The sequence below is a fragment of the Lachnospiraceae bacterium JLR.KK002 genome (assembly GCA_036941025.1).
GTDB lineage: Bacteria > Bacillota > Clostridia > Lachnospirales > Lachnospiraceae > Petralouisia.
Genome location: JAYMNP010000001.1, coordinates 3,909,204 through 3,927,470, shown reverse-complemented (window position 1 = coordinate 3,927,470; position 18,267 = coordinate 3,909,204). Strand labels below are relative to the sequence as shown.

Sequence of the window (18,267 nt, the reverse complement as noted above, 5' to 3'; positions counted from 1 at the left end):
TAATAGCATAGAAACAGATTTAACAGAACATTTCTGAAACAGAGCCTGTATGGGGAGATATATCTGTATTGGGGGACAAATTGGCTGACGACAGATATATTTTTACATCCGGCACTATGAATTTTGAACTGGAAAAATCCAAAATAACCGATATGTGCATTAAAACTGACAAAGAAATTCAACAGCAATATGTTTCCAGTGTTGGCGGTGCCGTCGGCGGCGCTGTTTTGTTTGGGCCTTTGGGCGCGATAACAGGCGGAAGGGCAAAGAAAAAAACTGTAAAAGAGGTATACATCAATATTTAATTATTACATACCAGTCAGATGAAATAAAATACCTGGGTTTTGACATTAATTTTGCAATGGTTTCTGCAAATATCTATGTGGAAGATTTCAAAAACAGTTTCAACCAGGCTTCCACTTATCAGTTATAGGCTCAGCACTTATATACTATAATGCCAGCTGGCACAGCGAAAGCAATATTCATGTGTACGCAAACCAAAACCTCCGGAAGTTAATCCGGGGGTTTTTATTCTGTCAGCTGATAATACAATGCTGTTCATCTCATAAAACAGGCTCAATGAATTTCTTAATCAGTTCTGTTCTATCCCCTGCTTTGGGTACAAAGAGAGCCGTCATGGAAATCACCAGCTTTTTCTTTGTGTTTATATAAATGATATTGCCGCCATCCCCCATGGCTGCATAACCATCCTCATGTACCCACCACAGATATCCGTAGGGCAGATTTTCTTTTTTCCATCGGCTGTGTTCTGTCGTACTGTCCTCTACCCATTTTGAGGAAATAATCTGTTTTCCCTTCCACATGCCACCGTTCAGATATAGCTGCCCGATCTTTTCCATATCCATGGCTGTAAGCGTAAGTCCCCAGCCTGCCGCATGAATCCCCGCAGGGTCTGTTACCCATCCGCTCATATCCACAGACCGGTTAAATGCCAATTGCTCCTCTTTGCTTTCGAATGACAAACTTTTTTCCACTCTAATCCCAAGCGGCTCAAATAAATTCTCTGTAGCAAAATTCAATACGGACTGCCCTGTTGCCTTCACTAAAATTCCTGATAAAATATCCGGCCCAATCAACGGGGCATATCGGAATACTCCTGTCTTCCCACGACCGCCTAATAAATCAAGTGAAAATTTTACCCGGTCACTGCTTGTAAAGTATTTTATATAAGGTGCAAAAAACCGATATTTATAAGGCGCCGTCATGGTCATCATATCTCTCAGCGTAATATTCCGTATTTTCCCCTCTCCCCTTTTCACCCTGTATTCCGGGAAATAATCCAGCACTTTCTCTTCCATATTTTTGATATAGCCTTTATCCAGAGCAATCCCAATCAATATTGAAATCACACTTTTTGTCACGGAATAAACGTGAACGCGGCTATTCGCCGTACAGCCCTGAAAGTATTTTTCACAAAGTACAACTCCGTCTTTTATTATGACAATACCTGTGGTATTTCCATATTTGCTGCTTATAATCTGTTCCAGTTCTTCCATTTTTATCTGAGCCATACTTTCTTCCTCACGTGCTTCACAATATCCGCCTGCCATTCCGGTCTTTGGAAACCCTCTTTTTCACCGGATAAAAGACCTCCGTAACAAGTTCGCTTTCCTGTGAAACCTCTGCCGGGTCTGTTACATATACTTCATACAATGCATTGCTGTTTTCATACCCTTCCCTTTCTGCCTATTCTATTTGTTTTGCATAAACAGAAGGAAGCTGTAAATAAGACCCCTTCACAACTGTTTTCAAACACAGTCCAGGGCAGAAATCCCTTGTTCCCGTTGCATACTCTTTTATGGGGATTGCAAATTCCGTATCTAACCCGAATGGGGTATACTCATGGCCGTGAAACAGTACCATTGGCGGGGCAGCCGCTGTCAGTTTCTTCTCTTCCATTTTCTGAAACAGTTTTCCAAAACAGATACCATATTCTGCTGAAAATTCATGTTCTAAAACATTTTTCCGTATCGACAGAAGATACATCATGGGTATCTCAACCATCTGAACATCAATACTTTCCATATAGAACATAAGGGGTTTTCCTTTCCTCAGATTTGAGATATCCCTGCCTATCTGATGCAGTGTGTCTTCAAACTTCTGTACCTTTACTGTAATCTCCTTTTTTTATTAAGCGCAGTGAAAAGCACCTCATCCATGAGTTCTTCCGATTCAAATATTGATTTGATTTCTTCCAGGGAAAAACAATAAGCCTTCAGACGATTAATCAACAGCATTTTTCCAATTGCTCGATGGAATAATACCGATAGCCATTTTCCGGATTGACTTCATCCGGCAGTATCAATCCAATTTCAGCATAATATCTAAGCGTTTTTGCAGATACCCTGCATATGTTTGAAAATTCTCCAATGGTAAGCATACGCACCCCTCCTTCCAGTCCAGGTATAAAATTGTGGTAATTGTACATGGAATTCTTATAATTTATCCGTTTTGCAATTATCTGTTAGTATAACCTTTCCCCCAGGGGGAAAGTCAACCTCTTTGTTCTTGTCCGTTTCAGTTTCTTACCTGCCTCTCAAAAATAATGGTACTGTTTCCTGTGCCTGCATATCAGATATACCGTCAGCATAAGCGTGAAAAACTCTGCCAGCGGGACGGCAAGCCATACGCCTGTTACTTTTAAAAATTTCGGCAACACCAAAAGGAACACCGTGATAAATCCAAACGTCCGCAGGAAAGATATGATTGCCGATACTTTCCCATCGGATAATGCTGTAAACAAAGCGGATGAAAAAATATTGCATCCGGAGAACAGAAAGCTGCCTTACCAGTTCCATCCAGTCATCCACATCTGCGGGTGTGCCAAATTTTATATGTTCTTTTGTCAAATCCATTTTTACAGGCCCTCTTTCAGATAAATTTCAAGCTGTAACGGATAAAAGTTTTCCGTTTTCCGAAATTCCGCAGGGGAAGTCTTATACATCGCCTTGAAAATATCCGTAAATGCCTGCTGGCTTTCATACCCACTCATAAGGGCAATCTCCATAATCGGCTTTTCGGAAAACACCAGAAGTTCTTCGATATAACGGATAGCCTGTGAAACAATGCCTACTTTTCAAAAAATCGCGCATATCGCAGAAAGTCAGTAAGCAAAATATCGACAGGAAGAGATAGCGATTCAGCATAGCTCTTAAAAGCTCTATAAACATTATTTACTGTTGGTGTAACCTGCTGCTTAATACTTAAATAGTCTCTCACAAATCCACTGACATCATTGTTTGTACATTTCTCAATTTTCACCCAGTATATATCGTAATACTTAGTCTGGTTCTGCGCGGGAAGGCTCATCAATACATAGTTTCTGATTTTGTCACCTTCAGTAAGCGCAAGATCAGTTGAGTTCAAACTTTCAAAAATAAGCTGTGCATTATCACTTTGGTCTAATGTAATGCTGATGATTTCAAGTTTACCAATGGCTGCATATAAATCCTCTACCGGAACTTCCTCTCATTTTTGCCAGCCCAGGGAGAAATAAGAAAGCGCTGGCTAATCTGCTCATCGAGCTTTCCTTCATTAGTTGCCACCTTTCTTTGTACTATAAGATTACGAATCGCTAAAAGCAATAATGTAATGGTCGTCAATCTCTGCTGACCATCGATAATGTGATATTCAATTTTACTGCCATCAGGAACAACAGCAGACACAATACTCCCAAAGAAATGGCTGTTTCTGCCATCTGTTACTATTTTCTTTAAATCATCGTATAACTGGCGGCAGTTTTCATATTTCCAATCATACTTCCTCTGGTATACAGGAATCACGTAACGCTTGTCCGCGCCTTCCATGAAACCAGCCATTTTAGCTTCTGAACCTTTCACTAAACTTCCACTTCCAATGTTAATCTAATGACGAACTTCCAGGCGGTTCATACCCGCAGGACTCCAGCATTTCGTTTATTTCGTAAATACTATTTTCAGCACATGCACTTAATGCACATCTATATGCATAATTCTGTGGATTAGCAGATTTTATATTGAAATCCTTCTTACTAATCAATATTTCAGCTTCCGGTACTGACAGTTGTAATCCATAATATAAGCCCATAACAGTTTACACTGTTGTCGGATACTCCTCGTTATTTCTTAGTCTTTAAATTGTCTTTTCACCAACCAAAGATGAGTCCTCTAATTTCTTATTGGAAATCTTTCGTTCCTTCATCATTTGAACCAGGGTCTCGGAAAAGGCACCCGGATATAAGCGTATAGAATTTGCGCTCTTATTTGCTCCTTGAATCTGTGGCAATAAGGTTTTATTATGCTTATTCAACTCAAACGAATATTCCGGAGTTTTATACATCTTTTTAAGTACAATGAAGTCATCAAAAGAGCATCCGGTTCTTTTCTCAGGGTCAGGATTCTGATCATTTGCTTTATTAAAAACAGTCAAATCTCCGTATTTCTGCCCTTTATATTTATCAGTTACATACTTCATAAACAAAAGTGTAAGTATGTAATCTTTGTATCATAATGCATCCATGCCTCCACGTAATGCATCGCAGCTCGCCCAAAGGGAGCTATATAATTCCGTTTTCTTTACTGCCATAACCTGAATCTCCTTGTCGTTTATTTGCTGTATCGATTACTCGATAGCGCTTTTTCCGCTTTTAACCCACGCATCAAATTCAGAGCATTTAAACTTCCACTGTTTTCCAATCTTATGTGCCGGTATCCCCTTATCATTACGTATCCATCCTCAAAGGGTGACCGGTTTGATACCCAAGTATTCAGCAGCTTCTTCAATGTTTATCCATTTATCATTTAACTTATCTTCCATATCCCACCTCTCGAAGTTGCGTGTAGATATAATATTCCAATAATATTATGTTCATTTTTACATTCGAAAACAAGTGGTTTCCTGTTATTTGTTTATATTTGTTATTGGTTTTCTTGAAAATTTACATTGTCCTTTTCATGGAATGATCCGGAATTTTCCGCCTGTTTTACCCATTTGTCAAATGGCGAATGGGAGATACTGGATTGTCAACACTTTTTCAGACAACTTTTTTAAGGTTGTTTTCCCTATATTGTACCGGTGTTTGATATCCTAAAGCGGAATGTATTCTGTGATGGTTATACCAGTTCACATAATCCCATAACTTCAATTTCAGCTCCTCCTTTATTTTGCGTGTGCCGTAATTGTTACGGCTTGCTTTGAAAATTTCTGTGATTTCAGAGGAGAGCTCTGAATCGACGGGCGTTTGTTTTGCTTCGTAATAATAAGTGCTTCTGTTTACCTGCAGGACGCGGCACATTGCTGATACAGAGTATTTGTGGGCATTGGCCTTTATCACATTTACTTTCGTCCTGAGATCAGCGCCGCCTGTTTTAAAATATCGTTCTCCATCTTAAGCTGCTGGTTTTCCTTACGGAGTTTTAGCAGTTCTTCCTGCTCTGGTGTGCGGTTGTCCTTTTCGTGGAAAGAGCCGGAGTTTTCCGCCTGCTTTACCCATTTATCAAACAGGGAATGAGCAATATCGTATTCCCGGCAGATATCACATCTTCGTTTACCGGAATGGTATAAATCCACCAGCTGCTGTTTAAATTCATCTGTGTACTTACGAGGTTTTCTGTTCTGTTTTGATTCGGTCATATTGGCTGCTCCTTTTCTTACTGGTTTTATATTATATGACCTTAAAAAATCTGTCCAGTTTATTGTAACCTATCCACCATTATCCACTCTGACCGTGGAACGCAGTACACCAGCGAAGCTTACCGGAAAGCAGCTGCCAAATATGGCATCCGCCAGAGCATGAACAGTGCAGGGGGACGCTGCCATGACAATGCCCGATGTGAGAGCATGTGGGCGAGGATGAAGGAGGAACTCCTCTATGACCGTCATAATACGGAAGAAATGACCATTGAGGAACTAAAGACACTCATCTGGAGATACTTCATCAGCTACTGGAATAACAGGAGGATATGCTCAGCCAATGAGGGACTTCCTCCTATGGTTAAACGACAGAGATATTATGAATCTCTGGGGATTGCAGCTTAGGCGTTCATATCCTTGTAAAAAAAGTGTCAACCAATATTGACAATATCAAAACATCGCTGTCCCTCCTTTGGCAATGGAAGCTGACGCTTTACTAAAAACTCCCGGCCACATAATACCAACTGATAATCCACACAACGCACAGCCAATAAAACCAACTATCGGACTTGGTACAAGAGAAATACAGAGATATGCAATAATGCACAAAACGCAACTACCTGTCATAAAGTGTTCCAAATCAATTTGTTCTCCATATTTCCCATAAAAAGCTCTTGCACTTCCCATCAAAAGTGCAAACAACATCGGTCCCGCCAAATCTCCGATTGCCTTACTCCCCCAACCCTGTTTCCGCAAATGTAGATGCCCATTGACTTACTGCCTGTTCGCTTGCTCCGGCACATATCATCATTACCATCAGCACCCAAAATATCTTCCTGTGAAAAAGTTGTCCAATCGTTAATCCTTTTTCTCCCTTATTCACCAATGAATCAATAGGTACTTTTGTAAAGAAAATCATATTGATGAAGGGAACAACTGCCCATATACATGACATAATCTTCCAGCTTTGGATATCAAAAATTTGAAAAAAAACTGTAGACAAAAGCACTACCGCTACATGCCCCCAACAGTAAAAAGAATGCAGAAGGCTCATGGCTTTCTCTTTATTTTGGGTAGGGCAGGCTTCCACTACAGGACTTACCAATACCTCCAATAATCCGCCACCCACTGCATATATGGCAACCGCAATCAACAGACCTATAAAAGAGCTTCTGCATATGTCAGGAAGAATAGTCAGAAAAACAAGTCCATTCACTGCGCAGGCATGTGCAATAACCATTGATGCCCGATAACCTATCCTGTCAACAAAAGTAACCGACAAAATATCAATCAACAATTGCAACCCAAAATTAAATGTAATGAGTAGCGTAATCTGTGTCATCGGAATACCATAACTACTATGAAAAGTCAGAAAAAGAAGCGGTACAAAATTATTTACAATTGCCTGTACAATATAACCAATAAAACAGGCATAAAGTGTTTTATTATAGCTTTTATCCATATCAGGAATCTCCTTTTTCTTTCATTCTCACAGTTTCTGCATCCAGTTCTTTTTTCTGAATATTGCCAATGAAATAACCACACGCACACACTCTTCCATAGACAGTACAAAATAAATTGCTGCAATAGGCAAATGAAGCACAAAAGCAGAAAACAACCCAAGAGGTACGCCAAATATCCATGTGCCAATCAGATCAACTGCCATTACATAGGTTGTCCTGCCTCCACTCCTTAAAATTCCACCTAAAATCATATTCTGCACTTTTACTGGGGCAACAAAAGCGTATGCTATAAGCAGATACCCTGTTATCTGCCTTACATCATCTTCTACCTTAAAAATCAATACATAATATTTATGAAACACTATTACAAACACTGACATTAAAATGGAACAGGCAAGCCCCGTATACATCAGTCTTTTGGAATCCTGATAAGCACTCCCTGTATCATCAGCCCCCAGCCTTTTGCCAATCATCACTCCGGCTGCCTGCGATACGCCGCTTAATGCTCCCATTACCAATGCCTGCAAAGGATTGGTCAGCGTCATAGCAGCGAACGCATTTGTTCCTACATGACCATAAATAGACGCATAGACGTTTTCTCCAAGACTCCAAAAAAATTCGCATATAAGCAGCGGCATTAAAATAACCATATACTGTTTTATATGCACCTTATCTGTCCTGATTACAAATGGAATTTTCCATGAATGTTTCTGGTACAAATGGAAAAATAATATAACTGTAATGATACAGCCCGATAACTGAGCAATTACTGATGCCCATGCAGCTCCTTTGACGCCCATTGCCGGAAATCCTGCATTGCCAAATATAAGCACATAATTTAAAACAGTATTGGCTACACTGGCAAAAATGCCCGCATATAACGATATTTTTGCTGCCTGCACGCATCTAAGATATGCAGATAAAATTGACGTGACTGCTACAGGTAAAAAACTGAGCGCATATATCCTCAGATACTCCACTCCTTCCTGTACCGTAGCAACATCATTTGTGTATAATCCCAAAATCTGAACCGGCATAATCACACTTGATGAAGTAAAAATCGCCACTAATATCAAAGATACTGTTAAATTTGTGTAAAAGCTTCGTCCTACCTCTTTTATGTCTTTCTTCCCTATATATTGTGCTATCATAATGCCTGCCACAGATGCTACGGCAGCAATTACAACCGAATAAATGGACGCAAACTTTCCTCCTAACCCAATGCCTGCAATGCTGATGCTTCCAAGCTGCCCTGTCATAATCTGGTCTACCACAGAAAAAGAAGACTGCATCAGACACTGTAATGTTACGGGAACAGCAATTTGAAGCAATTCCGTTTGAAATTCTTTTCTGCCTCCCGTCATTTTCGGTTTTCTCCTATCCACTCCACAGCAAAATCTACCAATGCTCTTTGGCTCATCATGGAAAGAATACCGTTTCCCAATGATACATGACGCACCTGACCTGTCTGTTCAAATGCCTCTCCGATTGCTGAAAAGTCCTCTCCATCTACAGCCAGTGTTTCATAACCTTTCCATACCCTCTGCCCGTCAACCCGTATGGCACTGCTTTCGATAACTGTATGCTTGCCCGGATACTCAGCCCGTACATCTGCCAAATGCAAGGAAGTATTCTTATCATAGCCAACTCCAATCAACAGTACATATCCATCAAGTTCATACAACCTGCCAATAGGTGAACTGTCACCAAAAATATCCGACAGGTCATGATTTTCTGTCAAATATCCCGCATAATGCCCCCATGCCGCTACTGACCTTGCAGGGTGGTCGCTTCTAAGTGTCCCTGACCACTGCCGGAACATTTCCGACACAGCCCCCATCGTATTTGTTGGTGTAACCCTTTTATCATAAGCAGGAATATTTTCACGTATAACAGCCCACCATTCTTCTGGCTCCTGCCAGTAAACCCCTGTCTTTGGATCTAAGTTTTTCCATGACTGTGTTGGCATCATGATAGTCCCTTCTTCGCCAACGCTTTCCAGTAACGCTTCAATAACCGACTGTGCGCCGCCACATACATATCCCAGACTGCTCAGCGATGTATGTACCATAATTGCCTGCCCTTTTTTTACACCCACCTCCTTTAAGGCAGCTTTAATATCATTAGGAATTACCAGTTTTCTCTTTTCCATCTTATTATTCCTCCAATCTACGTTAAGGCAGTTGTAATAATAATAAAATGAACTGTGACAAATTACAAAGGTTAAACGCATAACCCATGCTAAAATTCAGTTGCATTTTTTGTGCAATTTTACATCATGCACTGTGTCGCGTTCTATAAGAGTTACAGGAAGCAATACGTTTTTCTCCCTGCATACGCCATCTTTTAACTGTTTTAACATTTGAAGCGCCAAAGCCGCCCTTTCATTGTAATCCTGTTTTATCGTAGTCAGCGGCGGTACGAACTTTTCACATTCCCTCACGTTATCAAACCCGATTACCGACATATCCGTCGGTACGGACAACTCCACACTTTTCAGGAATTGAATAAAATCCATTGCATAATAATCAGATACTGCAAAAACTGCTGAATATTTTTTAATTTCTTCCAAATGTTCTCTGTAAAAAATAGTACGGGCTTCCTGCTCCATAGGAATAACCATAAGCTCTGCTCTTGGAAGTTCACTTTTTAAGCCCCTAAACCTTTCCAAATCCATGCAGATATTGTTATCCGATATGCAAAGCACATCCCTGTGTCCCCTGCTTTTCAGATAATGTCCAGCCTGTATTCCACCGTCAAAATGGTTGACCTCAATATTTACAAGATTTTCGGAACTTTCCATGTACCCATCGTAAACTACAAAAGGAATATGCATCTGTTCCCTCAGTTTCTTATAATCCTGTTCACAAAAACCAATCAACACCATGCCTTCCATATTCCACATGGAAGCAAACTTTGGGATTTCACTCCATTTTCCAGTTACTTTGAGCATAAGGAATTTATCTGCCTTCTCCATCTCTTTTGCCAGTGCATTTACCGAAGCAGAAATAAACTGGTCTTCCAGCGTATGCCCCTCATATTTCTCATGGTCATTGATAACCACCCCGACAATTTTAGAATCATTCTGTGCCAAAAGTATCCCTGCCATATTCGGAATATATTGTCGCTTTTCCAAAAGCTCCTGCACACGCTTGACCGTTTCGTCCGATATTTTCTTTGTTTTTCCATGAATCACATTAGATACAGTAGCAGTGCTCAAGCCTAATTCTTCAGCAATATCAGCAATCCTTATCCTTCCGTTTTCCATACACATCAATCCTCTCTTTATGACTATAGGCACTATAATTTTCAGAAATATAAAATACCCTGTGACTTTTCAACACTGTATATTTTTATCTTATTCTATCAGATAAGCACTCTCCATATTTAATTCCTTTAACAAACAAGAATTATTTGTAGCCACAATATATACAAACTTCTTAATCAACAAAACCTACATCATGGAATTGTGCATAACCAGCTATTTCACTATGGAAAACTCCGTTCACAGCACATGGAAAAGCAAAGGACAGCTTTCCCACATCCTGCAAACAGAGTTTTCCACAGTTCCATAAAACAGCCAGTTATACAACAATTCCACAATGCCTGCTCCGGCGGAATCCCTATTAACCATTCTTCCATTTTATTATAAGTAAAAAAATCTTTGTCTACAAGGGAAAAGCCCTGCTAATTGCAGAGCTTCCCTAACTACCGTTTTATTTCTCTGTACAGAGCATTTCAAAGACTTACCCCTGCCTTTTGCGCGAAGTCGGCTTTCTCCCTGATAAGTACCGACTGTTTTTCTTTTGGCAGACTGTTAAATACTTTCTCATAGAGAATATCATCTAACTGCATCTCTCTTGCCATAAGATACAGCTTTGTATTGAACCATTCCTGCCATAGAGCCTCAAATAATTCCTTGCTGTCCGTAAAAGTTTCATCTTCCTCAAATCCATGCAGTGGCTTGTAATATTTCAGTTCCACAAAGCCATATCTGCCCGCATCAAGCACTACAATATTCTCCATCTCGTACAGTTCCGCAAACGCATCAGCCACCCTTTGGCACTTTGCCCGTTCTTCCTCTGTGATATAAATCTGCTTTTCCATATTGCTTTACCTCGTTTCTTCTAAAAAAACAGCCATCCTGTACAGATTAAAATCTGCAGGGCAGCTATTTTGCGTTTTGATTATTCAGGGCAGGGGAGCAGTTCACATGGCGGGGGCAGGGGTTTCATCCGGGCAGCAAGGGGTTCCGTACAGGGAGAAAAGGACAGCGTACAGGCAGAAATTGCTTGTTTATCAATGGATTTAAGGCATTTCCTCTGTATAATGGCCATTTCACTGTCCTATCCGCTGTCCTGTAAAATAGCTGTGGGACAGTGGGAATCAGCTCATAAATCAGGTTTTTTGCCGCTGTCCTATCCACTGTCCGATAGCCTTTTTACAGGACAGTAACTATGGCTGATAGGACAGTGGAGTCAGCCATAACTGACTACATTTCCATGTAGTGTTTTGCCTCTTCCTGAGAAAGATTGTATTCTTCCTGTATCTTCAGAAGGATATCATGGTCTGGTATGTTGAAGTATCTCAGAGAGGATACCATTTTTATAATTCCAATCTCTATGCCTTCTTCCCTGCCAATTTCTCTATTTTCACGGTCACGCATTAACAATGTCATATACTCATGCCTCCATTCTCTGTTTTTCCGGGCATTCTTCACTGCCTCTTCCAGTTCATCCACAAATGGGTCTGCTGGTTTCTTCCCTGCTACATAATCCAGGAATGCTTTCAGTTCCGGGCTGACGTCTTCCATAGTCCCTTTGGCGCTTAGGAATATCTTAGTTGTCCCGTCCTCCAGGAAGATGTCTTTATCTTCCCTGCAGGTATTTTCAAATGTGTAGATATGCCTGCCCATGCCAAATTGGTCAAACAGACAGATAAAAATGATATAGCTCGGTTTTAATTTTTTGTACGATTCGCCTTTGTCAATCATCTGCATATCCAAAAGGCTCTGATAATATCTTGTTCTCTTTGGCAGCTCCTTTGACATAGCGACTTGCATTTCGATGTCATAAACAGTATTGTTGCTATCAGCGACGTACACATCCAAACGCACACTTTTGGCGTCTATATCAGGACGTATCGTTTTTTGTGTTTCCGGATATTCTATATGGTCTATCTTTAACTGTGGCAGTATCCGCTGTAAAAGTCCTCTGCACAGCTTTGGGTCCTGCATGATTTTTCCAAAGATAAAATCATTCGATATCTGTAATTCTTCCCACGCTGTGGCGTTAGTATTATGATTTTCCATTCTGTTTCCGCCTTTCTTTGGTTTGATTATAACATATCCGCGCAGCCGGATAAAGGGCTGTTTTGTATTTGACATTTTATGCCGCAGCAGCCGGAAGCCGGGTGCTAAGCACCCTCTGCTCCCAGGCTGTGATAAACGCCTCAACTTCCGGCGTCATGCTGCAGTTTCCTGTGCCCCGTACCTGTACCGCTTTTTGTCCCCGGACTTCAATCGTATAAAATGGCTTGGATTCGTCATAGCTTTTCCGAAGGAACAGTATGACACATTCTTTGTTAGCCGCACGTTCCACATAGCCGCCTACGCAGTGATGCAGTGCATGCCCTTCTTTTATAACGTCATCCGGCGTATCAGGATACACGATTTTCAAGCCGTCTTTCTCAAAATCCAGCTGCCCGGAAAGTTCCTGGTATACAGCGATAAAGTCACGTTTTATTTTAGCGTCTTTCCTGTGCTTTATCCGGCGGGCCGCTTTATCGTGGGATTTCTGTAAATCTTTCGGGTACAGGACAAAGCTATGGAATAGCTTTCTTATTGGAAATGCACCATTCCGCCGTAAATGAGGAGTAATTTACTGTGATTCTGTTCCGCAAATACATAGGCGTATTCAGGGTTTCGTACATAAACTGCTGGATATAGTTTTTGTCAATCCATGTCGCACCCAGACGTACTTCAATCTCAGATGCGTCAAGGTCTTTTGGCTGTGCAGCTTTCAGGACTTCGACATTGGCTTGATATGCCGGGTCTTTTATTGCCGCTTTCTGTGCCTGCCGCAGCTTTTTACGGACACTTCCGGATAAATATTCGTCTGCTGTCTGCCAAATATTACTCGTTGGGTCTTTATAGATTACGCCTTGTAATTCCCGAATCAGCTCGGATTCACTTTTACAGGTCAGCTGTGACATAAAAGGCAAGTCAACTCTGGCGCGTTCCCCAATGGATACAACCAAGGCTTCCGATGCCGTGTCTACGCTGGTGATTGTCTTATGCTGTTTGATAGTGCGTTTTGTGAACATATCCGCTTTGCGTTCCAGCCTGCCGTCTTCATCCAAGATTTCCAAGGAGCAGAGCAGATAATAGCTTGAATCCCGCTCAAACGCCAGACGGTTCGCACGGCTGTTAATCAGGCCGTATTTATGAGTAAATGCATCGTATAACTGGTTTAACTCTGCCTGACCTGCCTTAATGGTACTATCCGGCATATATTCATCCATCTGCAGGGTAATCAACTTTTGTACGCAGTCACGCAGTCCTATCATGCCTTTTACACGGTTCTCGGCTGTTGCATTTAACCCAGCTTTCTTCATCATAGAATTCTCACGGTAGTACAATTCACCGTCTACCAGAGTGAAGGAGTAGTTCTTCACGCTGTCGTCAGCCGGAAGCGTGTCTGCCAATGTGCTATTATCTGGCTCAGCAGGTACAGCTTTCTGGTATGTTCCGTGGATAAGGGACACTGCCTTTTGAAGCTGTGTGGCAAGGCCAACGTTTGGAACAGGAATGACAGTATAATCCGGCCTGCCGTACTGCGTGCTTTCTGATGATGGCGTTCCCAGAACCATTTCTGGATGATTGAGGAAATAACTGTTGATGGTAAATCCGTCGTTATTCTCTTCAATATGTACCCAATCTGGGATTTCGTCTGCCGGGGTATCGCGTTTCTGTAAGAACAAAATATCAGACACCACTTCTGTACCAGCATTCGCTTTAAAGGCGTTGTTCGGCAGACGGACAGCCCCAAGAAGGTCCGCTCTTGCAGCCAGATATTCCCTTACATCTGTACTCTGGGAATCCATTGTGTAACGTGTGGTGATAAACGCCAGGATGCCTCCGGGACGCACTTTATCAAGGGATTTAGCCAGGAAGTAATTGTGAATGGAGAAGCCCAGCTTGTTGTATTCCTGGTCATTGACCTGATACTGCCCGAACGGCACGTTGCCAATGGCAAGGTCAAAGAAATCATCCGGGAAATCTGCCTTTTCATAGCCAGTGATGTGAATTTGTGCATTGGGATACAGCAGCTTTGCAATGCGTCCGCTGATGCCATCCAGCTCCACGCCGTACAGCTTGGATTTGGACATTCCTTCTGGCAATAAACCGAAGAAGTTTCCGACGCCGCAGGCAGGCTCCAGAATATTGCCGTATGTAAAGCCTATACTGCCGACAGCCTGATACATTGCCTTAATAACAACCGGGCTGGTGTAATGGGCATTCAGGACAGAGGCTTTGGCAGAGGTGTATTCTTCCGGCGTCAGTGTATCTTTCAGCTCCTGATATTCCTTTTCCCAGCCTGCCTTGTCCGGCTCGAATGCATCCGGGACGCCGCCCCAGCCGACATATTTAGATAAAATCTGCTGTTCATCAGGCGTGGCGACGCGATTTTCGGATTCTATCTGTTTGAGTGTCCTGATGGCTTCCATGTTCATACGGAACTTAGCCTTGGAGCCGCCCTCGCCCAGACGTTCATCTGTGATTGTGAAATTACAGGGTACAGGAACAGATACTTCCTGTACGTCGGATGTGTCCTGAACGACTTCTGTATCTGGCGTGGGAACCGGCTCTTCTGTATCCGGCGTGGGATGCTTCGCGTTGCGTGAATCATGCTGCAGCATATCATTCAAACGGTCTTTGTTTTCTACACGGAAGATTGGATATCGTTGCGACGGGTCACGCAGATGCACATCATACATGTCAATTTTCGTAATCTCGTAGGCCGTATCTTCCAGATACACGGTATCGCCCACCTGATAATTTGCAGGTTGTGGCTCCTGGCTGACTGGCTCAGTATCAAAAGTATCATGGCTGATGTTCTCTGTATCTGGTGTTTCAGTAGTGGCAGATTCCGGCTCTTTTGTAGCATCTTCTTGAACGGCTTCAGCAGTGGCAGGCTCTGGCTCCTTTGTAGCATCTTCCTGAGTGTTTTCAACAATAGCAGATTCCTTTGCAGCATCTTCCTGAACAGATTCAGCAGTATCAGGCTCGTTTTTAGCATCTTCTTGAACAACATTCGTTTTGGCTTCATCCGGCTTCTGTACATGAATCTGATGCTCGTGGTTATAGATAGTGACCGCAATCGTTCTCAGAATCTGTTCACTGTATTCACTGACGGCAGCACCGAGAACCTTGATGATTCTTTGTGTGTTAAAGTCCGGGATATACTGAAAATCTTTGCTTTTTAGATATTTCTCTGGCTGAAAGCCGCATCTGGCAAGGAGTACATATGAAATACTTGCCGCAGCAGTCAGCCGGAATTCCACGCTGACCTCCGGCTCTTCCAGTTCTTCAAGAAAACTCCCTTCACACTCATACATAATAGGCATTTGCGAAACGCCAGAACCCGCATAAATACGGGATTCTTTTTGTCACAAAATAAAACAACTCCTCACTGGTTTGTGGTAAAATTGAGATGCCGAGTAACAATCAACCATATCCACCAGTAAAGGAGTCGTATCTATATGATAACACATAAACAGCTCTCTTTGGCAGATATTTTTACCGATTGCCAAAATAAATTTGATAATGATAAATATCAGTTCCTTGCACTTCTCGAAAATACCATCAACTTAGATGAAATTGTCCCAGTGTCCTTTATTTCTCATTTCCATGCTGCCACTGGCAGGCCCCGTAAGCATCTGCTTTATCCAATGCTCAGGGCTCTGTTATTACAGCTTATCTTCTCAATCCCAACAACATCCCTGCTGATCATATTCCTGAAATACTCCCAGGAACTGCGGGACTTCTGTGGGTTTGATGTTGTCCCGGATGCCTCTAAATTCACCCGGTTCAAACAGGATTTTTTATCGGACTTACAATCCATGTTCGATCATCTTGTTGACTTGACCGAACCAATCTGCCATTGTATTGATACACAGAAAGCTTCCATGCTTCTCTTTGACACCTCCGGCATTGAGGCATGGGTTACAGAAAACAATCCCAAATATGCCAACCGTATCATCAAACAGCTGAAAGCCTTCAAAAAAGCAAAAGGGATGGACGATTCCTTTGACCCTTATAAAGCCGCCTACGGCTCCATGCCTTCCCATGCTGCCGCCAATCCAGCCATTCAGCAGATGTACATTAACGGGCATTTCTGTTATGCTTACACCACTTTACAACTTTTCCATAAAAAAAATGTCATACAGGACTTTCTGATGTATAATAAGTTTGCAAACAAAAAAATACGAAAGAAAGTGATCCTGTACGACAGACTTATTATACAACGAAAAAACTATAATTGGTAGACTTTATCATTATTTTTACATTTATTTTGAGGCTTGTTCCATTCCTACAGCCGAGACATTGGTCCTGCTCCTGCTGTCCATACTGACACTGGAGTCAGCGGATTCCATCCGTTTCCTTTACAGACATTTCCTGTCAAAGCTAACAGATAAATCCCTGAATGCCTTTTACTATGCCTGCTCCTATGCCAAAGTGGATTATTCCAGGTTTATGAATGCAACAGCATCTATGGCATTGAAACTAATCCCGAAATCCTTAGAGACGCAGCCCGTTTTTTTATGCATGGATGATACCATTGTTCCCAAATATGGAAAGAAATTTGAGGATGTCTCAAAACTCTTTGACCATTCCGCGCACAACGGCAGCGGCTACCTGAATGGGCACTGCTTTGTAAGTGTCATGCTCTGTGTGCCAATGTGGGATAAAGGCAAGATTGTTTACCAGGCGTTTCCGCTTTCCTACCGTATGTGGCAGAAAGAAGAGTCAAAATTAAAGCTGGCTGCTTCCATGGTACGCCAGGCCATGCCTGAATTACAGGAAAAGGCGAATGTCATTATCCTATGCGACAGCTGGTATACAAAAGGGGATCTGGTTTCTGTCGTGGATGAATACCCAAACCTTGGCCTAATCGGAAATGCAAGGTATGACTCTGTCCTTTATGACCTTGCCCCGCAGCCGACCGGAAAAAGGGGCAGGCCTGCAAAACATGGGAAACGTCTTTCGGCGGAAAAAGATTTTACACTTTCGGATGAAAAAATAGGCGGTTATTATATTGGGATGCGCCGTGTCCTTACAAATATTTTCGGCACAAGGGAAGTTTTTGCCTATGTGACAGCCACAGAGAAGGAAGGCGGTTCCAGGCGCCTGTTCTTCAGTACGGTTTTCCCCACACAGCTGCAGATTTTTTGTGCATGGCAGGAAAAGACCCCCCTGAACCAGACGGGGAGTGCATGGATGGATTACATCCCCTTGTTCCTGTACTCATTCAGATGGAAGATAGAAGTCAGCTATTACGAACAGAAAACCTTCTGGTCACTATGCAGCTATATGGTGCGCAGCCGGAAAGGGATTGAAATGCTGGTTAATCTGATCAACATAGCTTATTGTGCGATGAAACTGCTGCCATATCAGGATGAAGCATTTTCAAAGTACCGTAGGGAAAGCGCACAGGATTTCAGGTTTGTGCTCAGCGAGCGGATCAGGCAGGAGGTATTTTTTGCCACTTTCGTGAAAAAGAGCGAAAGTATAATAAAATCATCTGCCCTTATGAGAGCCTTAAAATACCTTGTTCAGCAAAAGGAGCGCTATTTATAATAGTTGTAAAGTGGTGTAATATAATCATCAGCCCCTAATCCTAACCCGTAGATGATGTCTGTTTCCAAAACCTTTGCAGTAAGAAACAGAATCGGACAATCCACAAGCCCTCGGATTTTTTTGCAAAACATGAATCCATCAACATCTGGCATCATAATATCTAACAAAATCAAATCGTAATCTTTCAAGCGGTCTACCGCAACATCCGTTGCACTTCCACATATAGCAACAATATGACCATCTTTTTCCAAGCCATTCTTAACTAAGTCAAGAATGGCTTTTTCATCGTCAATTACCAACAACCGTGCCAAT

General features: G+C 42.0%; 15 protein-coding genes and 8 pseudogenes. 4 read left to right on the top strand and 19 right to left on the bottom strand.

The window, feature by feature from the left end; genetic code table 11:
- Positions 1 to 116 precede the first annotated feature (116 nt).
- Complete coding sequence (locus tag VSQ32_19130) at positions 117 to 305, top strand: hypothetical protein (GenBank protein MEH2944892.1); 189 nt, start codon at positions 117 to 119, stop codon at positions 303 to 305.
- A gap of 258 nt (positions 306 to 563) precedes the next feature.
- Here VSQ32_19130 and VSQ32_19125 read toward each other — a convergent pair whose 3' ends face one another.
- The 10 genes and pseudogenes from VSQ32_19125 to VSQ32_19080 form a co-directional block, all read right to left on the bottom strand.
- Positions 564 to 1,532 (bottom strand): serine hydrolase, encoded by a 969-nt coding sequence (locus VSQ32_19125; protein MEH2944891.1) that lies wholly within the window; start codon positions 1,530 to 1,532, stop codon positions 564 to 566.
- 175 nt (positions 1,533 to 1,707) lie between these two features.
- The gene (locus VSQ32_19120; protein MEH2944890.1) at positions 1,708 to 2,055 is read right to left on the bottom strand and encodes a hypothetical protein; all 348 of its coding nucleotides are present in this window, start codon (positions 2,053 to 2,055) and stop codon (positions 1,708 to 1,710) included.
- Between the two features lie 193 nt (positions 2,056 to 2,248).
- Entirely contained in the window at positions 2,249 to 2,401 is a 153-nt protein-coding gene (locus VSQ32_19115) for a MerR family DNA-binding transcriptional regulator (GenBank protein ID MEH2944889.1), read from the bottom strand.
- Positions 2,402 to 2,557: 156 nt separating this feature from the next.
- Positions 2,558 to 2,803, bottom strand: a pseudogene (locus VSQ32_19110) (MATE family efflux transporter).
- A gap of 75 nt (positions 2,804 to 2,878) precedes the next feature.
- Positions 2,879 to 3,013: a hypothetical protein gene (locus VSQ32_19105; protein MEH2944888.1), complete on the bottom strand. Its 135-nt coding sequence runs from the start codon at positions 3,011 to 3,013 to the stop codon at positions 2,879 to 2,881.
- A 460-nt stretch (positions 3,014 to 3,473) separates the two neighbouring features.
- Positions 3,474 to 3,860 (bottom strand): DUF262 domain-containing protein, encoded by a 387-nt coding sequence (locus tag VSQ32_19100; GenBank protein ID MEH2944887.1) that lies wholly within the window; start codon positions 3,858 to 3,860, stop codon positions 3,474 to 3,476.
- A gap of 481 nt (positions 3,861 to 4,341) precedes the next feature.
- Positions 4,342 to 4,584 (bottom strand): annotated as a pseudogene (locus tag VSQ32_19095) (type I restriction-modification system subunit M N-terminal domain-containing protein).
- 36 nt (positions 4,585 to 4,620) lie between these two features.
- Positions 4,621 to 4,815 (bottom strand): annotated as a pseudogene (locus VSQ32_19090) (helix-turn-helix domain-containing protein).
- A gap of 217 nt (positions 4,816 to 5,032) precedes the next feature.
- Positions 5,033 to 5,125 carry an IS3 family transposase gene (locus tag VSQ32_19085; GenBank protein MEH2944886.1) on the bottom strand — a complete coding sequence of 31 codons (93 nt, stop codon included), beginning with the start codon at positions 5,123 to 5,125 and terminating at the stop codon, positions 5,033 to 5,035.
- Between the two features lie 18 nt (positions 5,126 to 5,143).
- Positions 5,144 to 5,631: pseudogene (locus VSQ32_19080) on the bottom strand (transposase).
- 78 nt (positions 5,632 to 5,709) lie between these two features.
- Here VSQ32_19080 and VSQ32_19075 point away from each other — a divergent pair.
- A pseudogene (locus VSQ32_19075) lies at positions 5,710 to 6,036 on the top strand (integrase core domain-containing protein).
- A 48-nt stretch (positions 6,037 to 6,084) separates the two neighbouring features.
- Here the strand turns inward: VSQ32_19075 and VSQ32_19070 are convergent.
- The 8 genes and pseudogenes from VSQ32_19070 to VSQ32_19035 all read right to left on the bottom strand — a co-directional run bounded on the left by VSQ32_19070 (position 6,085) and on the right by VSQ32_19035 (position 14,822).
- Positions 6,085 to 7,093: pseudogene (locus tag VSQ32_19070) on the bottom strand (MFS transporter).
- 27 nt (positions 7,094 to 7,120) lie between these two features.
- Positions 7,121 to 8,458: an MATE family efflux transporter gene (locus VSQ32_19065; GenBank protein MEH2944885.1), complete on the bottom strand. Its 1,338-nt coding sequence runs from the start codon at positions 8,456 to 8,458 to the stop codon at positions 7,121 to 7,123.
- A complete protein-coding gene (locus VSQ32_19060) occupies positions 8,455 to 9,246 on the bottom strand; it encodes an AAC(3) family N-acetyltransferase (GenBank protein ID MEH2944884.1) in 792 nt (263 codons plus the stop codon). The genes VSQ32_19065 and VSQ32_19060 overlap by 4 nt, the downstream gene beginning before the upstream one ends.
- Before the next feature lie 96 nt (positions 9,247 to 9,342).
- Positions 9,343 to 10,362, bottom strand: a complete 1,020-nt coding sequence (locus VSQ32_19055; GenBank protein ID MEH2944883.1) for a LacI family DNA-binding transcriptional regulator — start codon at positions 10,360 to 10,362, stop codon at positions 9,343 to 9,345.
- A 470-nt stretch (positions 10,363 to 10,832) separates the two neighbouring features.
- Positions 10,833 to 11,201, bottom strand: a complete 369-nt coding sequence (locus VSQ32_19050) for a hypothetical protein (GenBank protein MEH2944882.1) — start codon at positions 11,199 to 11,201, stop codon at positions 10,833 to 10,835.
- A gap of 385 nt (positions 11,202 to 11,586) precedes the next feature.
- On the bottom strand, positions 11,587 to 12,405 hold the full coding sequence (locus tag VSQ32_19045; GenBank protein ID MEH2944881.1) for an Rpn family recombination-promoting nuclease/putative transposase: 819 nt from the start codon (positions 12,403 to 12,405) through the stop codon (positions 11,587 to 11,589).
- 76 nt (positions 12,406 to 12,481) lie between these two features.
- Positions 12,482 to 12,910: a PcfJ domain-containing protein gene (locus VSQ32_19040; GenBank protein ID MEH2944880.1), complete on the bottom strand. Its 429-nt coding sequence runs from the start codon at positions 12,908 to 12,910 to the stop codon at positions 12,482 to 12,484.
- A gap of 13 nt (positions 12,911 to 12,923) precedes the next feature.
- Positions 12,924 to 14,822, bottom strand: a pseudogene (locus VSQ32_19035) (hypothetical protein).
- A 1,035-nt stretch (positions 14,823 to 15,857) separates the two neighbouring features.
- Between VSQ32_19035 and VSQ32_19030 the strand changes: the two are divergent.
- Together VSQ32_19030 and VSQ32_19025 are read left to right on the top strand one after the other, a co-directional pair.
- Positions 15,858 to 16,574 (top strand): annotated as a pseudogene (locus VSQ32_19030) (transposase).
- A gap of 157 nt (positions 16,575 to 16,731) precedes the next feature.
- Positions 16,732 to 17,955: a transposase gene (locus tag VSQ32_19025; GenBank protein ID MEH2944879.1), complete on the top strand. Its 1,224-nt coding sequence runs from the start codon at positions 16,732 to 16,734 to the stop codon at positions 17,953 to 17,955.
- Here VSQ32_19025 and VSQ32_19020 read toward each other — a convergent pair.
- Entirely contained in the window at positions 17,946 to 18,266 is a 321-nt protein-coding gene (locus VSQ32_19020) for a response regulator (protein MEH2944878.1), read from the bottom strand. The two genes, VSQ32_19025 and VSQ32_19020, sit on opposite strands and share 10 nt — an antisense overlap.
- Between the last annotated feature and the right edge of the window lies 1 nt (position 18,267).

What these genes read in the sequence shown, in the direction of transcription:
- VSQ32_19125 (MEH2944891.1), bottom strand. Translation starts at nt 1,532, where the DNA reads ATGGCTCAGATAAAAATGGAAGAACTGGAACAGATTATAAGCAGCAAA.
- VSQ32_19045 (MEH2944881.1), bottom strand. Translation starts at nt 12,405, where the DNA reads ATGGAAAATCATAATACTAACGCCACAGCGTGGGAAGAATTACAGATA.
- VSQ32_19065 (MEH2944885.1), bottom strand. Translation starts at nt 8,458, where the DNA reads ATGACGGGAGGCAGAAAAGAATTTCAAACGGAATTGCTTCAAATTGCT.
- VSQ32_19050 (MEH2944882.1), bottom strand. Translation starts at nt 11,201, where the DNA reads ATGGAAAAGCAGATTTATATCACAGAGGAAGAACGGGCAAAGTGCCAA.
- VSQ32_19055 (MEH2944883.1), bottom strand. Translation starts at nt 10,362, where the DNA reads ATGGAAAACGGAAGGATAAGGATTGCTGATATTGCTGAAGAATTAGGC.
- VSQ32_19060 (MEH2944884.1), bottom strand. Translation starts at nt 9,246, where the DNA reads ATGGAAAAGAGAAAACTGGTAATTCCTAATGATATTAAAGCTGCCTTA.
- VSQ32_19120 (MEH2944890.1), bottom strand. Translation starts at nt 2,055, where the DNA reads ATGTTCTATATGGAAAGTATTGATGTTCAGATGGTTGAGATACCCATG.
- VSQ32_19115 (MEH2944889.1), bottom strand. Translation starts at nt 2,401, where the DNA reads ATGCTTACCATTGGAGAATTTTCAAACATATGCAGGGTATCTGCAAAA.
- VSQ32_19130 (MEH2944892.1), top strand. Translation starts at nt 117, where the DNA reads ATGAATTTTGAACTGGAAAAATCCAAAATAACCGATATGTGCATTAAA.
- VSQ32_19105 (MEH2944888.1), bottom strand. Translation starts at nt 3,013, where the DNA reads ATGAGTGGGTATGAAAGCCAGCAGGCATTTACGGATATTTTCAAGGCG.